The sequence below is a fragment of the Bernardetia sp. MNP-M8 genome (assembly GCF_037126285.1).
In the GTDB taxonomy this organism is placed as follows: domain Bacteria; phylum Bacteroidota; class Bacteroidia; order Cytophagales; family Bernardetiaceae; genus Bernardetia.
Genome location: NZ_CP147012.1, coordinates 234743 through 253712, shown reverse-complemented (window position 1 = coordinate 253712; position 18970 = coordinate 234743). Strand labels below are relative to the sequence as shown.

Below are 18970 nucleotides of genomic sequence, written 5' to 3'. Positions count from 1 at the left end.
GTTAGATTATCTTGCAGGAACATGTTTATTTCTGAGCTTTATAATTGGTTTTTCTAAAAGCTTATAGATTGCATAACCAACTATAAATGAAGTGACAAAAGCAATAGGTATTTCTAACCAAATAAAATCAAACCCTAGTTTATTAAAGACATATAGATAAAATTGAAGAACAAAAGAATGAACAAGGTAAGTGCTATAAGACGAAACAGCTACTTTATAAACAAAAGAACTTGTAGCGATAGGTATCGGTGCACTACGCACTGCTACAATCAATGATAGTGCATACATATAAGAGTTTAGTGTTATAGAAAAATAATATTTATAGGTGTTATCTACAAAATAGAAAAGAGATACTAATATGAATGTAAGAGCATAAATAAGATAGGCATAAGGTATCAAGAAATCGAAAAATGTCTTTTTGTAAGAAATTATATAAGAAATAATAACTCCAATAAGCAAACCTTCATATCTAAAATGAGTAGCTGTAAAATAATATCCGAAGCCTGAAATGGGTGTAGTCGGATAAGATAACATCCTAGCCAAAAGAGGGATTACTAATAATATAAGAATAATAAGAGGAGAAATTTTGCGAGGTAGTTTGAGAATTAGTAAAGTCAAGAAAGGCATTACAAGATAAAAATGTTCTTCTACACACAAACTCCAACTGATAGCATAGAATGAAATACTTTCTTGGTAGTTTTGTAAAAAAAATAAATGCTGCCACGAAAAAGATTCTCCACGAATAAAATATACGCCTAAATAAGCCACAAAAAGAAATATATAGTAAATAGGAATAGTTCTGTAACCTCTTCGTCCAATAAATCTCCAAATTTGAACATTTCCATATTTTTTTTGCTCGTGCCAATAAAGACTACCTATCAAAAAACCACTCAATACACAAAATAAATCTATTCCACTTACTCCTACTATCTCACTCCATTTCCACAACCAACGTGATACGCCTAACATATTACAACAATGATAAAAAACTACAAAAGCAACTGCTAAAGCTCTTAGTAAATCTAAATTTGGATAACGAGATATTTTTGCCATTTGGTTCTAAATTCTTTGACCTTGATTAAAAGAGTAAAGATACTATTTCAATAAGAAACTACAAGAGAGAATAAATAAAAAAAGTCCTTACTCAAAAAATGAATAAAGACTTTAGTTTTATGAAACTTTGTAGCGAAGGAGAGATTCGAACTCTCGACCTCAGCATTATGAGTGCTGCGCTCTAACCAACTGAGCTACCTCGCCATATTTTTGTTTTTTCCTGCTTTTTTAAGGGGTTTCTTTTCCCTTATTGCGAGTGCAAAGGTAAAAGGTTTTTTTAATTTTACCAACATTTTAAAGAAAAAAAATCACTTTTTTTTGAATAAAATTAACCTCATTTTTTAATTTCTTGTAAGTCAGTTTGTTATGGTTGTGGCTTTTATTCTTTCAAAACTTTATTTTGTGTTTTTGAGTTCAGTAGTTTTACAATTATTAGTCAATAAAAAAATAAAAGTCTTATGGAACTCAAAAAAGGAGATAAAGCACCCGAATTTACTTCGCATGACCAAAACGGTCATGAAGTAAAACTTTCCCAACTCAAAGGCAAAAAAGTAATCCTGTATTTTTATCCAAAAGATGATACACCAGGTTGTACAGCACAGGCTTGTAATTTGAGAGATAATTATACAGACCTCCAAAAACAAGGTTATGTAGTTTTAGGAGTGAGCAAAGATGATGCAGCTTCTCACAAAAAATTTGTTGAAAAATATGATTTACCTTTTCCTCTTTTAGTTGACGAAGATCATGCTATCAACGAAGCCTATGGTGTTTGGAAGGAAAAAAATATGTTTGGTAAAAAATATATGGGAACACAGCGCACTACTTTTGTAATTGATGAAGAAGGAAAAATTGCTGAAGTTATCAAGAAAGTAAATACAAAAGAACACGCAGAGCAAATAGTTAAATAAATTTAGAAGTTAGATTTTAGAATTATTTGAATCAAAAGGCATTTGAATTATAACTTCTAAAATCTAACTTCTTACTTCTGAATTTATTTAGCTTTTCTCATCACAAATTCAGTTACATATTTTCCGTACCATTCTGGTTTTTTTCCATTTGGATAAATTTCATCAAAGAAAACCAATCGTAATAAATCGCCTTTGATAGTATATCTATAAAGCTGTTTTCCTCCTTCAAAGCTAGGTACTTTTGCTATAAGTGCTGTTGTTGTAACTGTAGAATCAGTCATTGTATAAGTTCCTCTATTAAAGACAACAGAACTAAATCCTGCCATTTTTTCCTCATCAGTAGGCTTTGAAAGATTTATAAAAGGAGTTCGGAGTGTATCAATTGGTGTCCACATAATAGAATAGCGGTTTTCTTCAAAAATAAATAGACCATATTGTGCCTTTGGAATTGAATAAACAGTATCTTTTGTTTTCCAATGTACCTCTACCATTTCCCAAGAGCCAATTAAAGCAGATTTTTTGCTTGCTTTGATAGAAGTTTGAGTAGATTTACAAGAAGAAAATCCGATAAGAAAAAATAAGAATAAAGCAGAAAGAGAAAGTAAAAATTTGAATTTCATAGTAGAAGAGTTTATTTTGTGAACAATTAATTTAAACAAGATAGAAAAATAAAGTTACAATGAATTACGAATTACGAATTACGAATTTATTTTTTAGAGGATAAGAAATTCAAAACAATTATGTAATAAGGCAATTTCTCACTAATCACTAATCACTAATCACTAATCACTAATCACTAATCACTAATCACTAAAAATATGATTTCTATACAACAATTTACATTTAATCAGTTTCAAGAAAACACTTTTGTACTTTTTGATGAAACAAAAGAAGCCATTATCATTGACCCTGGATGTTATTCGCCACAAGAGAAGGAAGTTTTGAAGGCTTTTATTAAGCAAAATGACTTGAAAGTAGTTCGTCTTATCAATACACATTGCCATATTGACCACGTTTTGGGAAATAAGTTTATTAAAGATACTTATGATGTAAAATTAGAAGCACATAGAATTGAATCCGAACAACTCAATCAAGTTCCGTTATATGCTCCTTCGTATGGTTTTGGTGGATATGATGCCACAACAGTAGATATTTTTATAGACGAAAAAACAGATATTACTTTTGGTAACTCTACACTAAAAACGCTTTTCGTACCAGGACATTCCCCAGGGCATTTGGCTTTTTATTCGGCAGAACAAAAATTTTGTATTAATGGTGATGTTCTTTTTCTTCAAAGTATTGGAAGAACTGATTTACCTGGAGGAAGTATGGAAGTTTTGAGAGACACAATTCAGAATGTAATGTACAAACTACCAGATGATACAAAAATTTATTGTGGACATGGAAACCCTACTATGATTGGTTTTGAGAAGAAAAATAATCATTTTATTAGAGAGGCTTAAGAATGAATTCAAAATAAGAAATGTTATACTCCTTTTGTGTTGTACTTTTAAGCCCTCTAATACATTATAGCTAATTTCTTAGATTTATGTCTATTGTTATAGAACAGCGAAATACAAATACACGGCTAAAAGCCGAATACAATATAAGTCACTCGGCAAAGCCAAGCGACGACAATCTTGCGAGGTACAGCAGGGGGAAATTTAACAACAAGTGATGAAATATAAAAATATGATCAATATACAGAAAGTATCTATTATAGGACGAGTAGCAATTGGTATAGCTTGTTTAGAGCATATGTTACCTGAGACGAAATATCCGAAGACACTAAGCATATTATTATCCTTTTTAAATAAATTTATATATGATCCAAATATAGTTATTGACGAATGGGAAGAATTATCAGCTGAAATTATCCCTGACGTAATTTTAAATATGTCATATTCAGAAGATGAATTTGTCGTAATTTCACAATCAGAATATTTGGATTTTGAAATATTTTATCAAGAAGTAGGAGAAAAATGTTGTTTGGTAATTGATAAAATTGTTGAAATTGCTGGTATACATTTTTATACATCTATTCTTAGTTACAGTCCTGAAACTGTAAAATTGACACAAGATATTTTAAATATTTGTGAAACTGAAGTAGGAAGCATACCTAATATTATATTGTATAAAGAGTGTAAATTCAATAAGAACAATGGTTGGGGAGTAGTATTCCAAAAGGAAAATAAAAAATAAAAGTGTTCTCCCCGTTCGGCGTAGTGTTCCAATAGCCAAACAAAAAAAATGAATGTTGGGCGTAGTCTGCGACTACGACCTATCAGTTGGCAAATCTTCAGATTTGCGAGTGTGGATATTTTTGTATTTACTTGACTACATAAATCTGAAGATTTATATAACTGATAGGTCTTAGTTGTAAACTAAGCCCAACAACTAATTAGATAGTTTGTATTTGCTTTACATTTTATGGTTTACTTTTTCTACAAAAAACAGTATCTTTCCAATAAAAAAATATGAGCGAAAGAGCATACAGTATCAATAATCCTGATGGTATTTATTTTGTTACTTTTTCTGTTGTAAACTGGATAGATTTTTTTGTTAGGCAACCATACAAGGATATTATTGTAGTGAAGTATTACCAAGAAAAAAAAGGGTTGATAGAATTGGTTTTTATTTGATTTTTTGTGGAGACTATGTCGTTTGTGAGGACACAAACAACAGTAGGGACTGAATTGTCAAAGTATAAATTTATTGCTTTACATTCCTATACAACCCAACCACATAAACAAAAGCAACTAAAATCATTACAGCACAAGTATAAAACACAATAGGAATTCTAGCAATATCACTTTGATAATACCAACCAGAAAGGAAAGCTCCTAATCCAATTCCTATTTCTAAGGCGATAAATCTAGTAGCGATTGCTTTTCCTTTTGTTTTTGGGTTACTCAAATCTATTGTCCAAGCACTCAGAGAAGGTGAAACAATACCCATTCCTATTCCATAAATTATAGCACTAAAAAGAAGTCCAAATAACGTTTGTAATGTTCCCATCAAAACTAAAGAGATAATTGTAAAGCCAAGCCCAATGCTTACAATTAATGTTCGACTGTACTTATCCGATAATTTTCCTGCTATAAATCTCACAAACAAAGAAGCAATGGTATAAACAATGAAAAATAATCCTTTGTTTTTTCCTCCTAAGTGTTGTGTCCAATCAGGAATTAAAGTCAAAATTATACCAAAAGATAGATAAGATAAAAGCGTAACTAAAGCAGGAGAAAGCACTTCTTTTGCTATAATATCGTTTCTGCCTAATTTTAAAGTAGATGTGCTAAATTTCTGTTTATTGGGTAATGTTTCTTCTAGCCTAGAAACTAAAATGATAGATAAAAGAGCAAAAAAAGAAGAACTATAAAATAATACTTCGAAAGAATAGTAGAGTTTGATAGAACTTCCAATAGCAGGTCCTAAAGCTAAACCCATACTAAAAAATAAACTTTGAATTCCTAAGGCTTCTCCCCATCTTTTGGAAGGAACAATATCAGAAACATAAGCTGCAATGGCAGTAGGACTAAATCCTGTCGAAAATCCATGTACCAATCGTAGAAGTAAAAATCCTGCAACACTCGTCAGAATAGGATATAAAAAACCACAAAGTACACAAACTAAAGCACCAATTATGATAACAGGTTTTCGTCCAATAGAATCAGTTAGCTTTCCACTAAAAGGTCTTGAAATGCCAGCCGTAAGAGTAAATAATGCGATAATTAAACCAATATAGTTGCCTCCTCCAAGCTCACTCAAATAATCTGGGAGTTCTGGAATTAGCATATTAAAACTAGCCGAAAAAAGCAAACAGCTCAGACAAACTAAGCCAAAGTTTAGTGTATAAATTGAGTCTGACTTAATCATTTATAATTTTGTTTTTTCTGAAATTATCAAGAATGGATAGTGTGTAATCCCAAATTATGCTAGAACCAAGTTTAATTCCTTTTACTTTTTCTATAATTTTGTTGTAAGGGACTCTGAATTCTGTCCAAGTTCCTCCTTTATTAGATTCATTTTGAAGTATAGGTTCAAATCTATCCATTGTCTTTGCAAATTTTGATTCTTTTGTCTTTCCATCTTCAAATTCTTGCCATAACTGAATGTACTCTTGAGTTTGGTCTTCGGGAAGTATTCCAAATATTCGTTTTGCTGCTATTAGTTCGTTATCTGTATTGACATGATTTTTGGTTGTATCATAAAGAAAAGTATCTCCTGCATCTATTTCTACTAAATCATGAATCAATAACATTTTCAAAACTTTCAAAATATCTATATCTTCGTTAGAATGTTCTGCCAGTATCATTGCCATCATTGCCAAATGCCAACTGTGTTCAGCATCATTTTCGTGTCTGTTGCTATTGAAGAGTTTCGTTTTTCTTTGGATATATTTTAGTTTATCTATTTCTTTGATAAATTCAATTTGACTGTTGAGTCTGTTAGTTTCCATTACTATTAATAATTTTTTTAAGTGTAAATAAAGTGCAAAGAAAGGCAAGAATCAGTAGAAGGGAAAGGACATTTGTCCCAACTAAAAAAAATAGTAAAAATGATTAGAACTAATTCGGAATTACTTGAATATGTAAGTAGGAATATAAAAAATACTACAACCTATTTTATTGAAGAAAAAATTCCAAAAAATCACATTTTAATTGAGCAAAATCAAAAAGTACCTTATGCTTATGTGATCCAAACAGGAATTGCAAAGTGTTATCTTACAGAAGACACAGGAAATGATTTTATACAAGAGTTTTTTGGAGAAGGTGAGCTTTTCGGAGAAATAGAAATAATCAATGAAAGTCTGAGTTTTTGTGCCATAGAATCTATTTCAGATATGGTGGTATATAAAATCTCTAAGATTCATTTTTCAGAACTTTTGCAAAATGATAAAGAATTCAATGCCCTGATTGTAAAAGCCATGGCTAATAAAATTAAGTACAAAGCTCTAAGGCATTCTCACAATCAGTCTCATTCTATTAAATCAAATTTATTGAGATTAAAAAAACAGTTTCCCCAACTAATGAAAATTATTTCAAAACAAGACATTGCTAATTACTTAGGAATTACACTTCGCAGCTTTAATAGAATTTTGAAAGAGATTGATAAATAGGTGGAAAGTAAGAATAAAGTGAAGAGTTAATTGTTAATTTGGTTGAATTATGATTTTTTAAATCAACAATAGGATTTATTCTATATAAGCTGTTTTTCCTTCGATAAAAAAATAAAGACTGGTATCATTTTTAGATTATTTATAATAGTAATTATTCTAAATAAGTGGAATAAAGTGCTTAACTTTGTGGTACTTATAGAAAAGTGTATCAAAATGAAAGAAAAACTCATTTTATTTTTGATACAAAACAAAAAAACTTCCAAAAACCAATCTCTGCCGTTGTTGGTGTTTATCCACCAATAACTATTAAAAATATTCAGATTTGAACGACCTTCGAAGATATATCATTCAAGTAGCTATTTTAGTAGTTTTGTTAATTTATGGTTTCCAACTACTTTGGTTGCAAGTCATTTCCGATGATTTTCAACAGCAAGCTCAAAATACTTCTACACGAACAAATATTTTATACCCTCCTCGTGGTCTTGTTTATGATAGAAATGGAAAATTATTGGTTGAAAATAATCCTGTTTTTGATATAGAAATTATAGCAAAAGAGTTTAAATTAGAACCTAATGATACCACTCGTTTGTGTGAGCTTTTGCGTATTTCCTTAGAAGAATTTAGAGATAAGTTACAGAAAGCAAAGCATGGCTTGCAGCGTTATAAGCCTTATCTATTTATAAAACAGATGTCAGTAGAGAATTATGCCAAAATTCAGGATGAACTCTCTGATTATGAAGGTATTTATCCAAATGTAAGAACGATTCGTAAATATCCATACTCTTCTTTCTCTGGTGGTTTGGGATATGTGCGTGAAATCGACCAAAGAATGCTTTCTAAAGACACAGCAGACTATTACCGACGTGGAGATATGCTTGGTATTAGTGGAATAGAGAGAAGCTATGAAAAAGAATTAAGAGGAAAAAGAGGCGTACAGCAGGTTATGTATGACCGTTTGGGAATTGCTAGAGGAGCTTTCAAAGATGGACAATATGACACACTTCCAGAAGCAGGAATGACTCTTCAAACTACAATAGATGCCGAACTTCAAACGTATGGAGAGTATTTGATGCAAAACAAAATTGGTAGTATTGTCGCCCTTGACCCAAAAACGGGTGAAGTATTATCGATGGTTTCTGCACCTACTTTTGATCCAAATTTATTAACAGGAGAAGGAACAGAAGTAGCCAAAAATTATTTAATGCTTTCTCAAGATCCAACAAAACCACTTTATAATCGTGCTTTACAAGCAGCCTATCCCCCTGGTTCTACATTTAAGATTGTACAGGCTCTGATTGGTTTGCAAGATGGTGTTTTAGATACAGTTCATACTTCATTTAGCTGTTCGAAAGAATTGGTAAACTGTCATAATCATCCTTCGCCATTGAATATACATGGTTCTATTCAGCACTCTTGTAATCCATTTTATTATAAATCTTTTATCCGAATCATTCGTCAGCATCGTTCAGAAAATGATAAAGAGGATACTCGTGTTGGTTTGGATAGTTGGCATGACCATGCTTTATCGTTTGGTTTTGGTAGACAGTTAGGTATAGATTTACCTTATGAAAGCAGAGGACTTATTCCCTCAACAGCCTATTATGATAAAATTGCTGAACGTCGTGGGTATGGTTGGAAGTTAGGAAATATATATTCCCTCAGTATTGGACAGGGAGAGATGAGTGCTGTTCCATTACAACTGGCTAATTTTGCAGCTATTCTAGCTAATAGAGGACATTATTACATTCCTCATGTTGTTAGAGCAATAAATGATACTACTTTGGTAGATATAAAATACAGAACAAAGCAAAAAACGACAGTAGATGAAAAATATTTTCCTTATGTTGTTGATGCTATGGCTGATGTAGTTCGTGCAGGAACAGCACGTAGAGCAAGAATAGATGATATTATTGTTTGTGGAAAAACAGGAACAGTTCAGAATCCACACGGAGAAGACCATTCTATTTTTATAGCCTTTGCACCAAAAGATAATCCCAAAATTGCGATAGCTGTTATAGTAGAAAATGCAGGTTTTGGAGGAACATGGGCAGCTCCAATAGCAAGTTTGATGATAGAAAAATATATCAACGATACCATTTCTGATGCAAATGTAAAGTATAAAGAACAGAGAGTTGTAGAACTAAATCTAATAGAACAAGAAAAAATACGATTAGAGAAAGAAGAAGAAAGAAAAAGACAAAAAATGCAAAAAAAGAAGGAGGAAAAACAAGCCATACTCATTACACAAAAGAATAATACTGCTAAAGAAAATACAGAAAAATCTAATATTGTATTAGCAGAAGCAAAAAGAGAAGATGAAGAATAGAATCTGAAAGAATTTTCTTTTTTTTTATAAGATAACCGTATTGAAATAAAATGAATCCACGTTATTTACTACTTTATTTACCTGTTTTTTTTGCTTTTTTAATTCATTCTACAAATCATTCATTAGCTTATTGGACAGCTTGGGGAGGTTCTTTTTGGATATATCTGATTACTTTTACAGGAGTAGTTAAAGAACTTCCAACTGACCGTCCTATCTTAGATCAAGTATTTCGTCCTTTCTTTTTGGTACATCTCATTTTTTCAGGCTATATGGCTGTAACCTCTGTATTCTTTTATTTAGATGCAATGGGTTATTTTTATTTAGATAAAGTAAAAGCAGAAGAATCCTATGTTTATATTTCTACTATTGCATATTGTCAAATTTTATATTGTTTAGGACATGCTGCTTATGTGCATGGACTACTGTTATTTTCAACATATAAAGTTCCCAAATATATTATTAAAGTTTCTTCTCAAACTTCTATATCTAAAATACTCTTTTTAGCGACTTTATTTTTCTTTGTAGGAAGCATTACTTTTAGATTTTTACCTGGAGGGTCACAATTTTTAAGTCAATTTCAACTTTCTATGGCTGTTTTTGCTGTGTTTTCATTTGGATATTCTTTATTAGAGAACGAAAAAAAATATATATTCATAACAGGAATATTATTTTTTTATGGAGAGTTTCAAGCATTAATTTCTGGTTGGAAAGAATTTACAGTTCTTCCTATATTACTTTTAGCAGCTATTTTATGGTCAAACTACAAAAAGATAATCCTAATAGCTTCTCCTTTTATGTTATTTCTCTTTTTATTTGTAATTCCTTATTATACAGGAATTGTTAGAGGGTTGAGTTGGGGAGGTGAGGTAGAATCTACACAGGCTGCATCTATAGCCTTAGAAAAAATACAAAATGAAAATGTTGATGGTTTGTTAGATGACAATTGGCTATTTTTAACCTATCGACTCTCTGAGATAAAAATGTTTATGGTATACGTAGATAAAATACCTGTTGAAGTTCCTTATATGACACAAGATATTCTTATTCAGTCACTAGAATCTATTCCTCCCCGTATTCTTTATCCAGACAAACCAGTTCCTGAAGAAGTGATTATGGATAGAGTGTATAAAATAGGTGCAGTAGGTAGAGGTACTACAGTATCAGCCAAACCTGCTTTTATTGCAGATTCATATATTGTAGGGGGAGAACTAGGTGTCTTTGTTTGTTTGTTTTTGTTAGGTATTTTAGTTACTTTTTTATCTAAAAAAGCAGAATCACTTTTTGGTGGATATGCCATTGGATCAGGTTGTATATTTTTAGGGTTATTTTATATTTTGATAAGAGGAAATGCTTTTGAATATGTAGTCAGTTCTGTATTTTGGAGTGTATTTACGATGTATTTATTGTTTCATATAGCAAGAAGATTTGATTTACTTGTCAAGAATCCCAATTATGAGTCTTAATAATAGTTATATTTTACCTCAGTAATCTTAAAAAAATAATTAATTGAATATTCTTCATATTACCCCTTCTTACAAACCTGCCTATATCTATGGAGGAACTACTGTATCGATAAGCCGATTGTGTGAAGCTCAAGCTCATTTTATAAATAGTCAGACTATAAAAAATAATAAATCAGCTAATAAAGTTACTGTTTATACCACAACAGCAAATGGAAATGAAGAACTAGATGTTGAGAGTAATAAGCCTATTTTAGTAGATGGTGTAGAAGTTTGGTATTTCGAAAGGCAAACAAAAGACCATACTCATTTTTCTATGGCTCTTTTAAAAAAACTATTCCAAACAGCTCAAAACTTTGATGCTATTCATGTGCATTCGTGGTGGAATACTGTTGTTATTTTTTCTGTTTTGATATGTATTTTGAAAGGAGTAAAAGTAATTGTTGCTCCTCGTGGAATGCTTGGTGAATATACATTGCAATCACAAAAAAAATCTCCAAAGAGTATTTTTCATAAATTTTTAGGCAAAAAGCTACTAAAAAAATCATATTTACATCTCACAGCACAAATAGAAAGAGAAGAAGTTGATTATATCAAAGATAATCGTGTTTTTGTATTGCCTAATTTATTATCTATTCCTATTAATCAAAATAAAATAGAAAAAACAAACACACAAGATAAAGAAGATACTAATACTTTCAAATTAGTCTTTATGTCTAGGATTCATCACAAAAAAGGACTAGAAATTTTGATTGAAGCCATCTCACAACTTAAGAAGCAAAACAATAAAAATTCAAAAATAAATCTGCAACTTGATTTGATAGGGAAAAGTGAAAGTATAGAGTATCAAAATTCTTTGCAAAAATTGATTATTCAAAATAATTTAGAAAACAAAGTAAAATGGATAGGTTGGTTAGAAGGAAACCAAAAATTTGAACATTTAGAAAAATCTGATCTTTTTGTACTGCCTTCCTTTAATGAAAATTTTGCCAATGTAGTTATAGAATGTTTAAGTACAGGAACTCCTGTTTTGGTTTCAGATAAGGTAGGATTAGCTGATTATGTAAAAGAAAAAGAATTGGGCTGGGTTTGTAAAACAAATAGTATAGATTCTTTACTTCAAACTTTAGAAATAGCTGTTAATGACAAAATAAAAAGAGAAAAAATCCGACAAACTGCTCCTCAAATTATTCAAAATGATTTTTCTTCTCAGAAATTAGCTCAAAAATATATAGAAATGTATCAAAAAATTAAAGATACAAACCAAACCATGTAACACCTAAGGAACAATTACGAATTCTATTAATTGATTATGTGTTTTTGAATAGTAGTTTGTTTAATTATTACTCCTAAAGAGCGACAAAGCGAATTTGATTTATAAGTTTGATACTTTTTAAATCTATGAAATTTGCAACAAAGTCTAGTACAAATGGTTTTGTGTATTTAATAAAACGACTTTTTTGCTCATTTTTTTATTACTTTAAAATATTTTTGTCTAATTTGGTTCGGTTCTTAGAATATAATCGATGGTGTTATACAAAGTATAATATTTATTCTCTTTTTATTTTTGGGAATAAGGTCTCACCATAGCCGTAAGGCTATTGAGAAATTTTGCCTTTTACTCCGTTAGGAGTTTCATATTGGTAGATAAAAACCGAAAAATTAAAATTCATTTACTCCGTAGGAGTTGTATATTGGTCGAATTTTGTATTAAAATTCTTAAAATTCTACCAATATGAAGTTCCTAACGGAACAGAATATACTCTTTCTATTTTATTTTTACTACCAATATAAAGTTCCCACGGAACAGAAAGACAAATAAATTTTTAACCTTACGGCTATGGTGTCCTCACCAACGACAAATAATAATCAAGTAATTTATGAATGTTATTGACGTTCTGTTACTAAATTAAGAGCTAAATTATCAACAAGAAAAAATAACAATCCAAATTTATAGATATGAAAAATTCGTATTCAATGATATTAAATCCTAACAAATATATAGTAACGATTCTGTTTTTCGTACTATCATTCTTTACATTATCTTCTTCCTTCTCACAAGGAACAAGCAACCGAAGAGCGCAAACAGCTTATAAAAATGGGCAAGATTATATTGCAAATAGAGATTTTGATCGTGGAATACAATCTTTTGAGAAAGCTGTAGATTTAGATAATAACTATTTTGAGGCACATTATGCACTTGGAAGCTATTATCATATACTTCGGAACAAAGCAAAATCTAAATTGCATTTTAAAGAAGCTGCACGAATTGTACCGAACGACCCAAAAAGAGTTAATTTGTATATGGTAGTTGCAGGAGATTATTTGGAAGAAGGAAAATACGAAGAAGCTAATAAATTATATCAAAAATCATATCAATATGCTAAATCTCAGTCTGAAAAAAATAGTGCTACAAGAGGATTAGCAATTTGTAAATTTGCAGAAACAGGAATCAAAAATCCTTTAGACATAAAGCCAGAACGTGTAACTGATGTGATTAATGCTAGAAAACTACAGTATTTTGCTGTCTTAACTGCTGATGAAGAAGAAATGTATTTTACCGCAAGAGAAAGTAATCATCCTAGAGCTGATGAAGATATTTTGAGAAGTGTAAAAAAAGATAGTATATGGCAGACTCCTGAAAAAGTAACAGAGCTAAATACTCAAACAAATGAAGGAACGTGTACAATTTCGGCAGACGGACGTACAATTATTTTTACTATTTGTGAAGGTAGTGAAAGGCGAGTTTACGGACGTTGTGATTTATTTATTAGTGAAAAACAGGGTGATAAATGGTCTGAACCTAAAAATATGGGTAATCTCATTAATACAAGTAATTGGGAGTCTCAAGCCTCTCTTTCAGCAGATGGGCGAACGCTTTATTTTATTTCTGATAGAAGTGGAGGTTTAGGAAAAACAGATATTTGGAAATCTACTCGTAATGAAAAAGGAGAATGGGAAGCCCCTCAAAATCTAGGAAGTCAAGTAAATACAGCAGGCGAAGAGTATAGTCCGTTTATTCATGTAAATGGCAGAACATTATTCTTTTCTTCTGATGCTCATTTGGGTTTTGGAGGATTTGATTTATTCAAAACAGAAATAGATGAAAACTCAGCAAAAGGTTGGACTAAACCTCAAAATTTGGGTTATCCGATAAATACGTATACTGACCAACAAAGTCTTTTTGTTACAGCAGATGGGAAAACAGCTTATTATGCAGATGGAGAAACAGAGCTTCAAGTAGATAAGCAAAATAATATAATAGGTCAAGATTTGAGTAATAGTTTTATTTATAAATTTGAAATGCCTAAAGAAATTGAAATTATAGTCAGTAGATATATAAAAGGAACTGTTTATGATGCCAAGACAAAAGAAAAATTAGGTGCAAGTATAGATTTATATAACCTGACTAACAAAACTATTCAGTCTTCTATAAAATCAGACCCACGAAATGGAAAGTATCTTTTTGTTTTAAATGAAGGTTCAAATTATGCCCTTAATGTAAACAAAGAAGGTTATTTATTTCAAAGTCTTGCCTTTGATTATTCCACAGGAACACAAGAAAATATAGTTGTAGATATTTATTTAGAGAAAGCTGAAAAAGGCTCAAAGGTAGTTCTGAATAATATTTTCTTTGATACTGACAAATGGGATTTAAAAGATGAATCAAAAACAGAATTGGATTTAATAGTAAGATATATGCAAACAAATCCGAAAATCAAAGTGCAAATTTCTGGTCATACAGATAATGTAGGAGACAAAACCTATAATCAAAAACTATCTGAAAAACGTGCTACTTCGGTAGTAGACTATTTGATAAATGCAGGAATTCCGAAGACACAATTAGTAATTAAAGGTTTTGGAGAAGTAAAGCCACAAGTAGAGAATAATTCGCCAGAAAATAAAGCAAAAAATAGAAGAATAGAGTTTGAGATTTTGTAGAGTTTTTTTTGACATAAAAAATAGCATAGATTATTATTAGTACCCTATGCTATTTTTGTTTTTTGAAATAATTACTTTTTACTTTCCATTCAAAAAGAAATCAAAAGTATCTCCACGAAGTCCTAAACGAATAGTTTCTAAAGGAACAAGTTCGTTAGGAGCGATATTTCCCAAGTTTACATTTGCACCAATGAGTTTGATAAAATAAACTTGTTGTGCTTTTTGAGGAGCTTCCCAAATAATTTTCTCAGCAGGAATTTTGGTCAAAATTTCTTGTACAAGTCCTGAGCGAACTTCACCAGTAGAACGAAAAAGCCCTACATTTCCACCTTCTCTAGCTTCTCCAATTACTTTCCAAGCTCCTGCTTCTAATTCATCTTGCATAAGCTGAATCCATTGATAAGGAGCAATTATTTTTTCAGCATCTTTTGAGCCTACTTCTGAAAGAACGGTTACTTGTTTAGAGAAACGCTCAATAAGTTTACATTTCTCTTCGTGATCTAAATCTAATGAACCATCCGAAATTTCAGCGTATTGCATTCCATATTTATCCAATACTTTTTGATATTCATCTACTTGATTTCTAACCAAAAAAGCCTCAAAAAGTGTCCCACCAAAGTAAGTAGGAATTCCAGCAGCTTTATAAACATCTAGTTTTTCTTGTAAATTTTGAATGACATAAGAGGTAGCCCAACCGAGTTTTACAATGTCTATGTAATCGCCTGCTACACTGATAAGATCTTCTATTTCTCTGACACTTAACCCTTTATCCATTACCATAGTAAGTCCTGATTGACGTGGTTTGGACGGACGATTAGGAATATGAGTGAGTGAGTAGTTTTGTTCTTGCATTTTTTTTTGATTCTAGTGCAATTTGAAAAATGAATATATTGCTCTTTTGCCTATACTTTTTTGATAGATTAAGATATGACTTAGATAATATCATTTATAAAAAAAGAGCAAAAACTAAAGCAAAATTAGGCTACAAAGATATTGAATTTGAATGAAAATTCTGTTAAGATGAAATTTTAGATTATTAAATAATCTAAAATAAAATAATTAATTAGGTTAAATAGGTGTTAAATTTTTTATTGAAAATGCTCGTTTCCTATATTCTATACTGTTTTTGAGACAAAAATGCCATTTATTCTAGTAGAAATACTTCTAACGTAACTTCTACTATTAAGTTGCATTTTTTTAAAGAAAACTAAGCACTAATTTTGTTTATATAAGTATGTGTGATTGAATATATTGATTTAGCTGTTTTGAATTTCTCTCTATTAAAGATAAAATTATGATAAAATAAAAAATAAATTTTTCTATCAGCTCTTTCTATCAAAATTACACTTAATAAAAAAACTATCTAAACAATCTTATTCAAAATAATAATATGAAATTTTCCTTATTTGCCTTACCTATTATTGCCATGAGCTTATTCCTTGTAGGATTATGTGGTAATATATTTTCTCCTTCAACTTTCAAAAAAAGCTCTTCTACTACAAAAACTATAAATTTAGAAACTCCTCAAGGCGAAAAAATCGAACTAGACAATCTAAACAAAAATGAAAAACTAAAAGGAAAATGGATACTTTTAGATTTTTGGGCTTCATGGAACAGTGAAAGCATGAAAGATAGAAATGTATTAAATGAAGTATATTCGCAATATAATTCTAAGAATTTAGAAATTGTGTCTGTTTCTTTAGATAATTCGAAGGAGCGTTGGAAAACAGCTATTGCTCAAAATAATTCTTCTTGGTTAGAACTTTCAGATTTACAAGGTTGGGAAAGTGCTGTGTGCAATAAATATAAAGTTTCTGGACTTCCCTATCACGTCCTTCTCAATCCAAAAGGCGAGATAGTAAAAACAGCTATTACAAATCAAGAGTTAGTAGAAGTTTTGAAAGAAGTATTATAAATTATCAAAAAAATAAAATTATTGAATCCTTATTGTTGATTGAAAACGATAAGGATTTTTTGGTTTGAAAATTTTGTATAAAACCTTTCAAAAATTCCTTTTCTACTCTCATTTTCTGTAATATTGTACTGAATTTTTAAATAATTTGTAGAATAAAAATTACAAAAAAGAAATTATGGTTTCGATAATAATGGGTAGCCGTTCTGATTTACGAGTAATGGGTGCAGCAGCAGAAGTTTTGGAAGAACTTCAAGTAGAATATTCTTTGACAATTGTTTCAGCACATCGTACGCCTGAGCGTTTGTTTGATTTTGCCAAAAATGCAAGGAAAAATGGAGTTAAAGTAGTCATTGCAGGTGCAGGAGGTGCAGCACATTTACCTGGAATGGTGGCTTCACTTACTTCATTGCCTGTAATTGGTGTTCCTGTTAAGTCTTCTAATTCTATTGATGGTTGGGATTCTGTTTTATCTATTTTACAAATGCCTTCAGGTGTTCCTGTGGCTACTGTGGCATTAGATGGAGCAAAGAATGCAGGTATTTTGGCTGCTCAAATTTTGGGTGCGTCTGATGAACAGTTGGCGATTCGTTTAGATCACTTCAAAGAAGCCCTAAAAGAAAAAGTAATTACAGATGTAGAAAATATTGATAAAAATGGATGGAAAGAATTGGTTTAGATTCTGTTTTAAATTTTTGTAAAGAAATCCTTGTTGAATCAGTATCAACAAGGATTTTTTTAAATATCATCAAAAAAACTTCCATCTTCTTTTGCATCTTCATTTGCTTTTTTGTTCTTTTCTACTTCTTCTTTTTCTTCTTCAAAGTCTGGAAAGTTTGAAAAACCTGAAGCATCATAATTATCTAAATCTTTTTGAGCATCTCCAAAAATCTCATCATCTCCTTCAATTTCATCAAAAAAGTTAGCATCTGTAGTCGTTGGAGGAATTTCTGTAACTGTATTTGTTAGTAAAGGCTCATTTATATCTGATTGTTCCTTGAAAATAGGTTCATTACTTTCGTTTTCATCTACTTCATCAAAGAAATTAGCATCAGTGCTTTCTTCTGGAATTGAAGTTGGTAAAGGGGCATTTATATCTGATTGTTCTTTGAAAATAGGTTCATTACTTTCGTTTTCATCTATTTCATCAAAGAAATTAGCATCAGTGCTTTCTTCTGGAATTGAAGTTGGCAAAGGCTCATTTATATCTGATTGTTCTTTGAAAATAGGTTCATTACTTTCGTTTTCATCTATTTCATCAAAGAAATTAGCATCAGTGCTTTCTTCTGGAATTGAAGTTGGCAAAGGTTCATTTATATCTGATTGTTCCTTGAAAATAGGTTCATTACTTTCGTTCTCATCTATTTCATCAAAGAAGTTTGCATCAGTGCTTTCTTCTGGAATTGAAGTTGGTAAAGGCTCATTTATATCTGATTGTTCCTTGAAAATAGGTTCATTACTTTCGTTTTCATCTACTTCATCAAAGAAATTGGCATCAGAGTTTATTGTCGAATTCTCTATTTTTTCTAATTCTTCGTTATCTTCTAAGTCATCAAAAAAACTAGAAGAATCAATTTGGCTTTCGGTCGTTTCTGTTTTAGTTATGGAGTTATCTTCTTCAATGTCATCAAAAAAATTGCTTTCAGAAATAACTTCTTTATTTTCAATTTCTTGATTATTTTCAGTAGTATTTTCTAGCTTTTGATTGCTTTCTTCTGATGTATTTTCTGATATTTCTTTATTTTTTGGTACTACTGTTGGCGTTCCCACAAGTTTGTCAAAGGCATTTATAGACTCTGTATTAATATCTAATTCTTCATTTTCTTTGTAATTTTCTGTTTCCAAAACAGCTTTTCTAGCCTCTAGTTCTCGCTTTTCTTTTTCTAATTCTTTCCTATAATTTTCGTCTAACCAAGTGCGTAACACTCTACGGTCTGCCGAACGCAATGCAGCCGTTTGTGTATTGTTTTGTAAAGGATTTGATTTAGCTAGAAAGAGTGCAGCCGTTTGAAAATAAGGATATTTTTTCAAAACCCTTTCAAAATTGGTTGCATCTGATGAATTAATGGAAGAAAAATCTTCTATAAATTTATTAAAATTGGATGAATTCATGAATTATTGTATGTGCTTTCTGGACAAAAACGTTTTTAGACACTACTAAAACGCTCAAGAGAGATAGAATTGGATAAACTAATACGTAATTTTTACATTTTATTCCACTTTTCCAAATAAAAGCTGATTAATCAA

General features: G+C 30.6%; 17 protein-coding genes and 1 tRNA gene. 11 read left to right on the top strand and 7 right to left on the bottom strand.

What is annotated here, in order from left to right; genetic code table 11:
• Positions 1 to 6: 6 nt before the first annotated feature.
• Both V9L04_RS01085 and V9L04_RS01080 read right to left on the bottom strand, forming a co-directional pair.
• A complete protein-coding gene (locus tag V9L04_RS01085) occupies positions 7 to 1053 on the bottom strand; it encodes an acyltransferase (protein WP_338792211.1) in 1047 nt (348 codons plus the stop codon).
• Between the two features lie 130 nt (positions 1054 to 1183).
• Positions 1184 to 1257 (bottom strand) — tRNA-Met (locus tag V9L04_RS01080).
• A gap of 254 nt (positions 1258 to 1511) precedes the next feature.
• On the opposite strand from V9L04_RS01080, the gene bcp reads away from it, so the two are divergent.
• Complete coding sequence (gene bcp / locus V9L04_RS01075; RefSeq protein ID WP_338792210.1) at positions 1512 to 1961, top strand: thioredoxin-dependent thiol peroxidase; 450 nt, start codon at positions 1512 to 1514, stop codon at positions 1959 to 1961.
• A gap of 83 nt (positions 1962 to 2044) precedes the next feature.
• Here the strand turns inward: bcp and V9L04_RS01070 are convergent, their stop codons facing one another.
• Positions 2045 to 2581, bottom strand: coding sequence for a lipocalin-like domain-containing protein (locus tag V9L04_RS01070; protein ID WP_338792209.1), 537 nt, complete (start codon positions 2579 to 2581; stop codon positions 2045 to 2047).
• A 198-nt stretch (positions 2582 to 2779) separates the two neighbouring features.
• Here V9L04_RS01070 and V9L04_RS01065 point away from each other — a divergent pair, with 198 nt between their 5' ends.
• The 3 genes from V9L04_RS01065 to V9L04_RS01055 all read left to right on the top strand — a co-directional run bounded on the left by V9L04_RS01065 (position 2780) and on the right by V9L04_RS01055 (position 4603).
• Entirely contained in the window at positions 2780 to 3424 is a 645-nt protein-coding gene (locus V9L04_RS01065) for an MBL fold metallo-hydrolase (RefSeq protein WP_338792208.1), read from the top strand.
• 214 nt (positions 3425 to 3638) lie between these two features.
• Entirely contained in the window at positions 3639 to 4163 is a 525-nt protein-coding gene (locus V9L04_RS01060) for a hypothetical protein (protein WP_338792207.1), read from the top strand.
• Positions 4164 to 4438: 275 nt separating this feature from the next.
• Entirely contained in the window at positions 4439 to 4603 is a 165-nt protein-coding gene (locus tag V9L04_RS01055; protein ID WP_338792206.1) for a hypothetical protein, read from the top strand.
• A gap of 70 nt (positions 4604 to 4673) precedes the next feature.
• Here V9L04_RS01055 and V9L04_RS01050 read toward each other — a convergent pair whose 3' ends face one another.
• On the bottom strand, positions 4674 to 5840 hold the full coding sequence (locus V9L04_RS01050) for an MFS transporter (protein WP_338792205.1): 1167 nt from the start codon (positions 5838 to 5840) through the stop codon (positions 4674 to 4676).
• On the bottom strand, positions 5833 to 6423 hold the full coding sequence (locus V9L04_RS01045) for an HD domain-containing protein (RefSeq protein WP_338792204.1): 591 nt from the start codon (positions 6421 to 6423) through the stop codon (positions 5833 to 5835). Before V9L04_RS01045 ends, V9L04_RS01050 begins: the two co-directional genes overlap by 8 nt.
• Before the next feature lie 99 nt (positions 6424 to 6522).
• On the opposite strand from V9L04_RS01045, the gene V9L04_RS01040 reads away from it, so the two are divergent.
• From V9L04_RS01040 to V9L04_RS01020, 5 genes are all read left to right on the top strand, one after another.
• The gene (locus V9L04_RS01040) at positions 6523 to 7083 is read left to right on the top strand and encodes a Crp/Fnr family transcriptional regulator (RefSeq protein WP_338792203.1); all 561 of its coding nucleotides are present in this window, start codon (positions 6523 to 6525) and stop codon (positions 7081 to 7083) included.
• Positions 7084 to 7405: 322 nt separating this feature from the next.
• Positions 7406 to 9409 (top strand): penicillin-binding protein 2, encoded by a 2004-nt coding sequence (gene mrdA, locus V9L04_RS01035; protein WP_338792202.1) that lies wholly within the window; start codon positions 7406 to 7408, stop codon positions 9407 to 9409.
• Positions 9410 to 9459: 50 nt separating this feature from the next.
• Positions 9460 to 10872 carry a hypothetical protein gene (locus V9L04_RS01030; RefSeq protein ID WP_338792201.1) on the top strand — a complete coding sequence of 471 codons (1413 nt, stop codon included), beginning with the start codon at positions 9460 to 9462 and terminating at the stop codon, positions 10870 to 10872.
• 43 nt (positions 10873 to 10915) lie between these two features.
• Positions 10916 to 12145: a glycosyltransferase gene (locus V9L04_RS01025; RefSeq protein WP_338792200.1), complete on the top strand. Its 1230-nt coding sequence runs from the start codon at positions 10916 to 10918 to the stop codon at positions 12143 to 12145.
• Positions 12146 to 12828: 683 nt separating this feature from the next.
• On the top strand, positions 12829 to 14811 hold the full coding sequence (locus V9L04_RS01020; protein ID WP_338792199.1) for an OmpA family protein: 1983 nt from the start codon (positions 12829 to 12831) through the stop codon (positions 14809 to 14811).
• A gap of 78 nt (positions 14812 to 14889) precedes the next feature.
• Here the strand turns inward: V9L04_RS01020 and V9L04_RS01015 are convergent, their stop codons facing one another.
• Positions 14890 to 15663: a phosphosulfolactate synthase gene (locus V9L04_RS01015; RefSeq protein WP_338792198.1), complete on the bottom strand. Its 774-nt coding sequence runs from the start codon at positions 15661 to 15663 to the stop codon at positions 14890 to 14892.
• Positions 15664 to 16201: 538 nt separating this feature from the next.
• Here V9L04_RS01015 and V9L04_RS01010 point away from each other — a divergent pair.
• Positions 16202 to 16726: a thioredoxin family protein gene (locus V9L04_RS01010; protein WP_338792197.1), complete on the top strand. Its 525-nt coding sequence runs from the start codon at positions 16202 to 16204 to the stop codon at positions 16724 to 16726.
• 175 nt (positions 16727 to 16901) lie between these two features.
• The gene (purE, locus tag V9L04_RS01005) at positions 16902 to 17402 is read left to right on the top strand and encodes a 5-(carboxyamino)imidazole ribonucleotide mutase (RefSeq protein ID WP_338792196.1); all 501 of its coding nucleotides are present in this window, start codon (positions 16902 to 16904) and stop codon (positions 17400 to 17402) included.
• Positions 17403 to 17461: 59 nt separating this feature from the next.
• Here the strand turns inward: purE and V9L04_RS01000 are convergent, their stop codons facing one another.
• Positions 17462 to 18835 (bottom strand): hypothetical protein, encoded by a 1374-nt coding sequence (locus tag V9L04_RS01000; protein ID WP_338792195.1) that lies wholly within the window; start codon positions 18833 to 18835, stop codon positions 17462 to 17464.
• Between the last annotated feature and the right edge of the window lie 135 nt (positions 18836 to 18970).